General features: G+C 69.5%; 6 protein-coding genes and 2 pseudogenes. 5 read left to right on the top strand and 3 right to left on the bottom strand.

Features of this window, described 5'->3' with window-relative positions:
• Both C1I97_RS29285 and C1I97_RS29280 read left to right on the top strand, forming a co-directional pair.
• Positions 1–126, top strand: a pseudogene (locus tag C1I97_RS29285) (AAA family ATPase); the annotation flags it as partial.
• Positions 126–1,124, top strand: a pseudogene (locus tag C1I97_RS29280) (NCS2 family permease); the annotation flags it as partial. The pseudogenes C1I97_RS29285 and C1I97_RS29280, both read left to right, overlap by 1 nt.
• Positions 1,125–1,215: 91 nt before the next feature.
• Here the strand turns inward: C1I97_RS29280 and C1I97_RS29275 are convergent.
• Positions 1,216–1,398: a ribbon-helix-helix protein, CopG family gene (locus C1I97_RS29275; RefSeq protein ID WP_111006130.1), complete on the bottom strand. Its 183-nt coding sequence runs from the start codon at positions 1,396–1,398 to the stop codon at positions 1,216–1,218.
• A gap of 155 nt (positions 1,399–1,553) precedes the next feature.
• On the opposite strand from C1I97_RS29275, the gene C1I97_RS29270 reads away from it, so the two are divergent.
• From C1I97_RS29270 to thpR, 3 genes are all read left to right on the top strand, one after another.
• Positions 1,554–1,991, top strand: a complete 438-nt coding sequence (locus C1I97_RS29270; protein WP_111006129.1) for a MarR family winged helix-turn-helix transcriptional regulator — start codon at positions 1,554–1,556, stop codon at positions 1,989–1,991.
• 178 nt (positions 1,992–2,169) lie between these two features.
• On the top strand, positions 2,170–3,444 hold the full coding sequence (locus tag C1I97_RS29265; RefSeq protein WP_111006132.1) for an MFS transporter: 1,275 nt from the start codon (positions 2,170–2,172) through the stop codon (positions 3,442–3,444).
• 57 nt (positions 3,445–3,501) lie between these two features.
• A complete protein-coding gene (thpR, locus tag C1I97_RS29260; RefSeq protein ID WP_111006131.1) occupies positions 3,502–4,074 on the top strand; it encodes an RNA 2',3'-cyclic phosphodiesterase in 573 nt (190 codons plus the stop codon).
• A 145-nt stretch (positions 4,075–4,219) separates the two neighbouring features.
• Here thpR and C1I97_RS29255 read toward each other — a convergent pair whose 3' ends face one another.
• Positions 4,220–5,215, bottom strand: coding sequence for an aldo/keto reductase (locus tag C1I97_RS29255; RefSeq protein WP_111006128.1), 996 nt, complete (start codon positions 5,213–5,215; stop codon positions 4,220–4,222).
• 72 nt (positions 5,216–5,287) lie between these two features.
• On the bottom strand, positions 5,288–5,878 hold the full coding sequence (locus C1I97_RS29250) for a Uma2 family endonuclease (protein ID WP_111006127.1): 591 nt from the start codon (positions 5,876–5,878) through the stop codon (positions 5,288–5,290).
• Between the last annotated feature and the right edge of the window lie 132 nt (positions 5,879–6,010).

The raw sequence follows: 6,010 nt of genomic DNA, 5'->3' as shown, positions 1-6,010 counted from the left end.
ATGTCGGAGTACAGCGAGAAGCACAGCGTGGCTCGGCTGGTCGGCGCCCCGCCCGGCTACGTCGGCTACGAGGAGGGCGGCCAGCTCACGGAGGCGGTCCGCCGCCGCCCGTACAGCGTGGTGCTGCCGTGCCGCTCGGCCTGCGCAAGGGCATCGCCATCGGTATCGGCCTGTTCATCATGATGATCGGGCTCGTCGACTCCGGCTTCGTCTCCCGCATCCCGGACGTCGCCAACACCACCGTCCCGCTCCAGCTGGGCGCCAACGGTCACCTCGCCGGCTGGCCGGTCCTCGTCTTCGTCCTGGGCACGCTGCTCACGCTCGCGCTGATCGTGCGCAAGGTGCCCGGAGCGATCCTCATCTCGATCGTCGCGATGACCGTCCTGGGTGCCGTGATCAACGCCGTCGCGCACGTGCCCTCCTGGGGACTCACCACCCCGAAGTGGCCCGGCAACCCCGTGTCGACCCCCGACTTCGGGCTGCTCGGCAAGGTCAGCCTGTTCGGCGGTTTCTCCAAGGTCGGCGTGCTGACCGGCATCCTGTTCGTCTTCACCGTGCTGCTGTCCTGCTTCTTCGACGCCATGGGCACGATCATGGGCATCAGCGACGAGGCCAAGCTGACCGACGCCCAGGGCCAGATGCCCGGCATCAACAAGGTGCTCTTCGTCGACGGCATCGCGGTCGCCGCCGGTGGCGCCAGCTCCTCCTCGGCCACCACCTGCTTCGTGGAGTCGACGGCCGGTGTCGGCGAGGGGGCCAGGACCGGCTTCGCCAACATCGTCACCGGCGGCCTGTTCACCCTGGCGCTCTTCCTCACGCCCGTCGCCACCATGGTGCCGTCCCAGGCGGCCACCCCCGCCCTGATCGCGGTGGGCTTCCTGATCCTGGCCGGGGGAATCAGGGAGATCAACTGGGCGGACTACACGATCGCCATCCCGGCCTTCGTGACGATGGTGATGATGCCGTTCACCTACTCGATCACCAACGGCATCGGCATGGGCTTCATCACCTTCGCGCTGCTGCGCCTGGCGGCCGGCCGCGGCCGGGAGGTCCCGGCGGCGATGTACGTGGTGGCGGGGGTCTTCGCCTTCTACTACCTGATGCCGGCCCTCGGCCTGACCTGATCCCGCCCGACCTGACCCCGCCCGGACCTGACCGGTCCGGTCAGGTCCGGCACGGCAGGGACCTGACCGGTTCGGCCCCTGCCGTGCCGGTTCACGGGACCCCGTAGAACCTCTCCGTCTCCTCGACGGCGGTCTGGAACCGCTCGTCGAAGTCATCCCGAATGAGCGTCCGGACGACATAGTCCTGGACGCTCATTCCCCTTTTCGCGGCATGACTCCTGAGCCGTTCGAGCAGCTCGTGGTCGATGCGCACGCTGAGCACGCTGGATCCCATGGAGACGAGGGTCGCGGGACTCTCCGGCGGCAGGCGTCACGTTCCGCGCCGGGATCACTCGAAAGAGTGATCTGATCTTTCAGTGGCGGGCATCACGGGCGTAGGGGCGCGTTTCCGGTGGTATTTAGCTAGAGTAATGACTTATTCTAAAGAACATGCCGGACCTTAGCCATGGCGACGACGCCGCCGCCGTGAACTCCCTGCGCTCCGCCCTGATGCGGCTGTCCCGTCGGCTCAAGCACCAGCGCGTCGACGAGTCGCTGAGCCCCACCGAGATGTCGGTGCTGGGCACCCTGTCCCGCTGCGGAAGCGCCACCCCGGGCGAACTCGCCCGCAAGGAGCACGTGCAGCCCCCTTCGATGACCCGCATCGTGGCGCTGCTCGAGGGCAAGGGGCTGGTCCGCCTGGAGCCGCACCCCGAGGACCGGCGTCAGAAGGTGGTCACCAGGACCGCGCAGGCCGAGACCATGCTCGAGGAGAGCCGCCGCAGGCGGAACGCCTTCCTGGCCGGCCTGGTCGAGGGACTGGACGAGGACGAGTGGGCGAAACTGCGCGCCGCCGCCCCCGTACTGGAAAAGCTCGCGCACCTGTAAAGCACGTCAGCCGAGGAGGCGAACCCTTTTGAGTACGGGACCCGGAGAAGATTCCGCCCCCGCACCGAACACCCAGAGCAACCAGGACGTCCGGAACAACCAGGACATCCGGAACAACCAGGACGCCCACGGTGCCCACGGCGCCCGGACCGTTCCCGACCCCCCTCGCAAGTCCTCGATGTTCAGTTCGCTGAGGGTCAGGAACTACCGCCTGTTCTTCCTCGGCCAGGTGGTCTCCAACACCGGCACCTGGATGCAGCGCATCGCCCAGGACTGGCTGGTGCTGAGCCTCACCGGCTCCTCCGCCGCCGTCGGTATCACCACGGCTCTGCAGTTCCTGCCGATGCTGCTCTTCGGCCTCTACGGCGGCGTCCTCGTCGACCGCCTCCCCAAGCGGCCCACGCTGCTCGTCACCCAGTCGGCCATGGCCGTCACCGGTCTCGCGCTCGCCGCGCTCACCCTCACCGGACAGGTGCAGGTCTGGCACGTCTACCTCGCCGCGTTCGCGGTCGGCCTCGCCACGGTCGTCGACAACCCGGCCCGCCAGTCCTTCGTCGCCGAGATGGTCGGCCCGCGGCAGCTGCAGAACGCGGTCAGCCTGAACTCCGCGAACTTCCAGTCCGCCCGTCTGATCGGCCCCGCCGTCGCGGGCGTCATGATCACCGGGGTGGGCACCGGCTGGGCGTTCCTCGCCAACGGCCTGTCCTTCCTCGCCCCCATCGCCGGCCTGCTGATGATGCGCGCCCGCGAGCTGCAGGTGGTCGAGCGCGCCCCGCGCGGCAAGGGCCAGCTCCGCGAGGGCCTACGCTACGTCGCCGGCCGCCCCGAGCTGATCTGGCCGATCGTCCTGGTCGGCTTCATCGGCACCTTCGGCTTCAACTTCCCGGTGTGGCTGTCGGCCTACGCCGAGGACGTCTTCCACTCCGGCGCCGGCGCCTACAGCCTGTTCAACACGGTGATGGCGGTCGGCTCACTGGTCGGCGCCCTGCTGGCGGCCCGCCGCGGCACGGCCCGGCTGCGCCTGCTCATCGCGGCCGCCGCCGCCTTCGGCGCCCTGGAGATCGTGGCCGCGCTGGCCCCGTCGTACTGGCTGTTCGCCCTGCTGATGGCCCCCATCGGGATCTTCGGCCTGACGGTCAACGTCACGGCGAACACCACCGTCCAGATGGCCACCGACCCGGCCATGCGGGGCCGGGTGATGGCCCTGTTCATGATGGTCTTCATGGGCGGTACGCCGCTGGGCGCGCCCCTGGTCGGCTGGATCACCGACGCCTACGGCGCCCGTGTCGGCTTCGCCTTCGGCGGCGCGGTCTCGCTCGCCGCGGCGGCCACCATCGGCCTGGTCCTGACCCGTGTCGGCGGCCTGCGGCTGTGCTTCGGCTGGAACCGCGGCCACCCGCGCGTCGTCCTGGTCCCGCGCGAGCGGAGGAAGGAACTGGCGGCGGCGGCGTAGGCGGCGCAGGCCGGGCGTACGCGCCCGGCCGGAGGGAGACTGGTTCCCATGGGCTCCATGAGACTCTTCGCCGCCGTACTGCCCCCCGAGGACGTCATCGGCGCGCTCGAGTACGAGGTCGCCGGGCTGCGGAGGGCGCCCGGCGCGGACCGGCTGCGCTGGACGCACCGCCCTGGCTGGCACTTCACCCTCGCCTTCTACGGCGAGGTCGACGAGGAGGTCGTACCGGAGCTGTCGGCACGCCTGGAGAAGGCCGCACGGCGCACGGAGCCCTTCGCGCTGGCACTGCGCGGCGGCGGGCAGTTCGGGCACGGCAAGGCGCTGTGGACGGGCGCGGAGGGCGATCTGGCGACCATGCGGCTGCTGGCCGAGCGGGCGCAGGCGGCGGCCCGGAAGGCGGGCGTGCCGATGGAGGAGCACCGCCCGTACAAAGCCCACCTCACGGTGGCCCGCGGCCGGGGCCCGGTGGACGTACGGTCGTACGTCCGGGCGCTGGCGGACTTCACGAGCCCCGCGTGGACCGTGGAGGAGCTGGTCCTCGTCCGCAGCCACCTGCCGAGGTCCGGGGCGCCGGGTGCACAGCCCCGTTACGAGCCGGTCGCCCGCGGGCCACTGCGCGGGGCCGGTTAGTCTCGAATACGTGGACCCGAAAACCCGGAACCGGATCATGGCCGGTGCGCTTGTGCTGATGTTCGCCGTCGTCGCCCTGGCGGCCGCGCTCGGCAGGTGATGCCTCCGAGCGCGGCCGCCGCGGGCGGTCAGTGACCGGTGCCGGTCACCAGGCGAAGGCCTCCGGGGACGGTCCCGGACCCGGGAAGATCTCGTCGAGGCCGTCCAGCAGCTCCTCGCTCAGCTCCAGCTCGACCGCCCGCAGGGCCGACTCGAGCTGCCCGGCGGTGCGCGGGCCCACGATCGGGCCGGTCACGCCGGGCCGGGTGAGCAGCCAGGCCAGCGCGGCCTCGCCGGGCTCCAGGCCGTGCTTGTCGAGCAGGTCCTCGTACGCCTGGATCTGCTCGCGTGTCTTGGTGTCCTTGAGCGCGTCGGCGGACCGCCCGGAGGCGCGCCGGCCGCCCTCGACCTCCTTCTTGAGCACACCGCCCAGCAGTCCGCCGTGCAGCGGCGACCAGGGGATGACGCCGAGCCCGTAGTCCTGCGCGGCCGGGATGACCTCCATCTCGGCCCGGCGCTCGGCGAGGTTGTACAGGCACTGCTCGCTGACCAGGCCGATGGTGCCTCCGCGCCTGGCGGCCAGCTCGTTCGCCTGGGCGATCTTGTAGCCGGGGAAGTTGCTCGACCCCACGTAGAGGATCTTGCCCTGCTGGATCAGGACGTCGATGGCCTGCCAGATCTCCTCGAAGGGAGTGCGGCGGTCGATGTGGTGGAACTGGTAGACGTCGATGTAGTCCGTTTGCAGCCGCTTGAGGCTGGCGTCGACGGCTCGCCGGATGTTCAGGGCGGAGAGCTTGTCGTGGTTGGGCCAGAGGGAGGAGTCGTCCGGGGCCATGTTCCCGTACACCTTGGTGGCCAGGACGACCTTGTCGCGCCGGTCACCGCCCTGGGCGAACCAGTTCCCGATGATCTTCTCGGTACGGCCCTTGTTCTCGCCCCAGCCGTACACGTTGGCCGTGTCGAAGAAGTTGATCCCCGCGTCCAGCGCCGCGTCCATGATCGCGTGGCTGTCCGCCTCGTCGGTCTGCGGACCGAAGTTCATCGTGCCGAGCACCAGTCGGCTGACCTTGAGTCCCGTGCGTCCGAGCTGTGTGTACTTCATGGTCCACAAGCCAACGTGCTGGAGTGCGCTCGAAGCAAGGGGAGTGGTGGGAGTCAGTGTTGAAAGAGGCGGTCAGCCGCGGGGGAAGTCGTCAGTTCTGACGGTGAGGCCGAGAGGCGTCGCGGTCATGTCGATCTCGCCGCCGTAGGTGATGGACGTGTCGCTGAGGTATTCGCCGTCCTTGGGCTGGGTGAACAGGCGGCACTCGCCAAGGTAGGGATCGGCGATCAAGTACACGGGAACCCCGGCGAGGGCGTACGCGGCCTTCTTGGGGCCGTAGTCATTGGAGCCGGTGTCCTTGGAGATGACCTCCGCGATGAACTCCACGTCCTTCGGACACCAGCGCCCCTTCGCGTCGGGTGTGGCGCCGTCGCGGAACTTCGCCAGGTCCGGGGCGAGACCGTTCCGGTGGCCGGGGAAGTCGATGCGCACGTCGGACACCAGGTTGACGTCTTCGCCGAAGCGGCCCATGAACACTTTGATGATCATGAAGATGGTCCGCCAGCGCACGGTGCGCTGCGGCGACATGGAGACGGCCCCCTCGACGATCTCCACCTTGTATCCCTCGGGGACGGGCATCTTCTCGAGCTGCTCGAACATGTCGTCGAGCCAGCGCGTGTCGTCGCTCTCGGCCATCGTGATCCTGTCTCCCAGGACGGTCATCGTGGCGCTCCTCCCAGCTGCCCCACGGACGAGTACAGCCGCGCAGTGCAACGATACGCACGGCGACCGGGTCACGGGGGAGTGCGCATATGCCAGAAGGAGCCGGCGCGGCTCAGACGCCCCCGTACTCCC

The sequence above is a fragment of the Streptomyces sp. NTH33 genome (assembly GCF_003236365.1).
GTDB lineage: Bacteria > Actinomycetota > Actinomycetes > Streptomycetales > Streptomycetaceae > Streptomyces.
This window is presented reverse-complemented; position numbering and strand designations above follow the sequence as displayed.

Excerpts from the sequence above, each read along its gene's own strand:
- C1I97_RS29275 (WP_111006130.1), bottom strand. The coding sequence starts at position 1,398 with ATGGGATCCAGCGTGCTCAGCGTGCGCATCGACCACGAGCTGCTCGAA.
- C1I97_RS29270 (WP_111006129.1), top strand. The coding sequence starts at position 1,554 with ATGCCGGACCTTAGCCATGGCGACGACGCCGCCGCCGTGAACTCCCTG.
- C1I97_RS29265 (WP_111006132.1), top strand. The coding sequence starts at position 2,170 with ATGTTCAGTTCGCTGAGGGTCAGGAACTACCGCCTGTTCTTCCTCGGC.
- thpR (WP_111006131.1), top strand. The coding sequence starts at position 3,502 with ATGAGACTCTTCGCCGCCGTACTGCCCCCCGAGGACGTCATCGGCGCG.
- C1I97_RS29255 (WP_111006128.1), bottom strand. The coding sequence starts at position 5,215 with ATGAAGTACACACAGCTCGGACGCACGGGACTCAAGGTCAGCCGACTG.
- C1I97_RS29250 (WP_111006127.1), bottom strand. The coding sequence starts at position 5,878 with ATGACCGTCCTGGGAGACAGGATCACGATGGCCGAGAGCGACGACACG.